The sequence below is a fragment of the Pseudomonas sp. MYb60 genome (assembly GCF_002979555.1).
Lineage (GTDB): Bacteria > Pseudomonadota > Gammaproteobacteria > Pseudomonadales > Pseudomonadaceae > Aquipseudomonas.
The window spans coordinates 1-1,231 of the sequence record NZ_PCOZ01000044.1 but is presented as its reverse complement, the minus strand read 5'-3'; the positions used below and the strand labels follow the sequence as shown (position 1 = coordinate 1,231).

Sequence of the window (1,231 nt, the reverse complement as noted above, 5' to 3'; positions counted from 1 at the left end):
TGAATCGCCCCTAGTTTCGTAGACACCTCCAAGCCTTAAAATGAGGCCCATTAGGAGGTGCCATGAGCAACCAGCGATATCCCGAAGAATTCAAAATCCAGGCGGTCAAGCAAGTGACCGAAAAGCAGCTTCCTGTCTCGGAGGTGGCTGCACGATTGGGTGTGTCCGTGCACAGCCTCTATGCCTGGGTTAAGCGCTACACCAAGCCCCAGGAACAGCGCGTTGAGGAGGATGATCAGAGCGCTGAGGTTCGTCGTCTACGTGCCGAGCTGAAACGGGTGACGGAGGAGCGAGACATCTTAAAAAAGGCCGCCGCGTACTTTGCCAAGGAGTGCGGCTGAAGTACGCCTTTATTAAGCAGCAAGCGGGTCATTACGCGATTCGACGGCTTTGTCTGACGCTCAAGGTTCATCCCAGCGGCTACTACGCGTGGCTATCAGAACCAAAATCTGCGCGAGCCAAGGACGATCAGCGACTGCTTGGATTGATCAAACACTCCTGGCTGGAAAGCGGTGGCGTTTATGGCTATCGCAAGATCCATGATGACCTGCGAGAGGTTGGTGAGAGCTGTGGCCGTCACCGGGTGGCTAGGTTGATGCGCCTTGAAGGTTTACGTTCTCAGACTGGGTATCGACGGAGGCCGGGAAAATATGGCGGTAAACCAGCCGTTGCCTCACCGAACTTACTGAAGCGCCAATTCGATGTCAGAGAACCCAACAAAGTCTGGGTCACAGACATTACCTACATCCGAACATATGAAGGCTGGCTGTATTTGGCCGTGGTGCTCGATCTGTTTTCACGCCAGATCATTGGTTGGTCAATGAAGTCGCAGATGACCAGCGACGTAGCCATTGATGCACTGCTGATGGCGGTTTGGAGACGTAAGCCGAAGCAAGAGGTGATGATCCACTCGGATCAAGGTAGTCAGTACAGCAGCTCAGACTGGCGAAGCTTCTTGAAAGCTAACAACCTGGTAGCCAGCATGAGTCGTCGAGGTAACTGCCACGACAACGCTGTAGCGGAGAGCTTTTTCCAGCTGCTAAAGCGGGAACGGATTAAGCGTAAAATCTACACTACACGCCAGGATGCTCGGGATGATGTGTTCGATTACATCGAGATGTTTTACAACCCAAAACGACGTCATAGTTTCAACAATCAGCTGTCACCGGTAGAGTTTGAAAAGCGTTACGCAGCGAGCCTGGAGAGTGTCTAGAAAACCCGGGGCGATTCA

1 protein-coding gene is annotated in these 1,231 nt (G+C 52.8%); it reads left to right on the top strand.

Features of this window, described 5'->3' with window-relative positions; genetic code table 11:
* Positions 1 to 62 precede the first annotated feature (62 nt).
* A protein-coding gene (locus tag CQ041_RS26100) for an IS3 family transposase (protein WP_104502081.1) occupies positions 63 to 1,213 on the top strand; the annotation gives its coding sequence in 2 pieces (ribosomal slippage) (positions 63 to 297 and positions 297 to 1,213; 1,152 coding nt in all).
* The last annotated feature ends 18 nt before the right edge of the window (positions 1,214 to 1,231 follow it).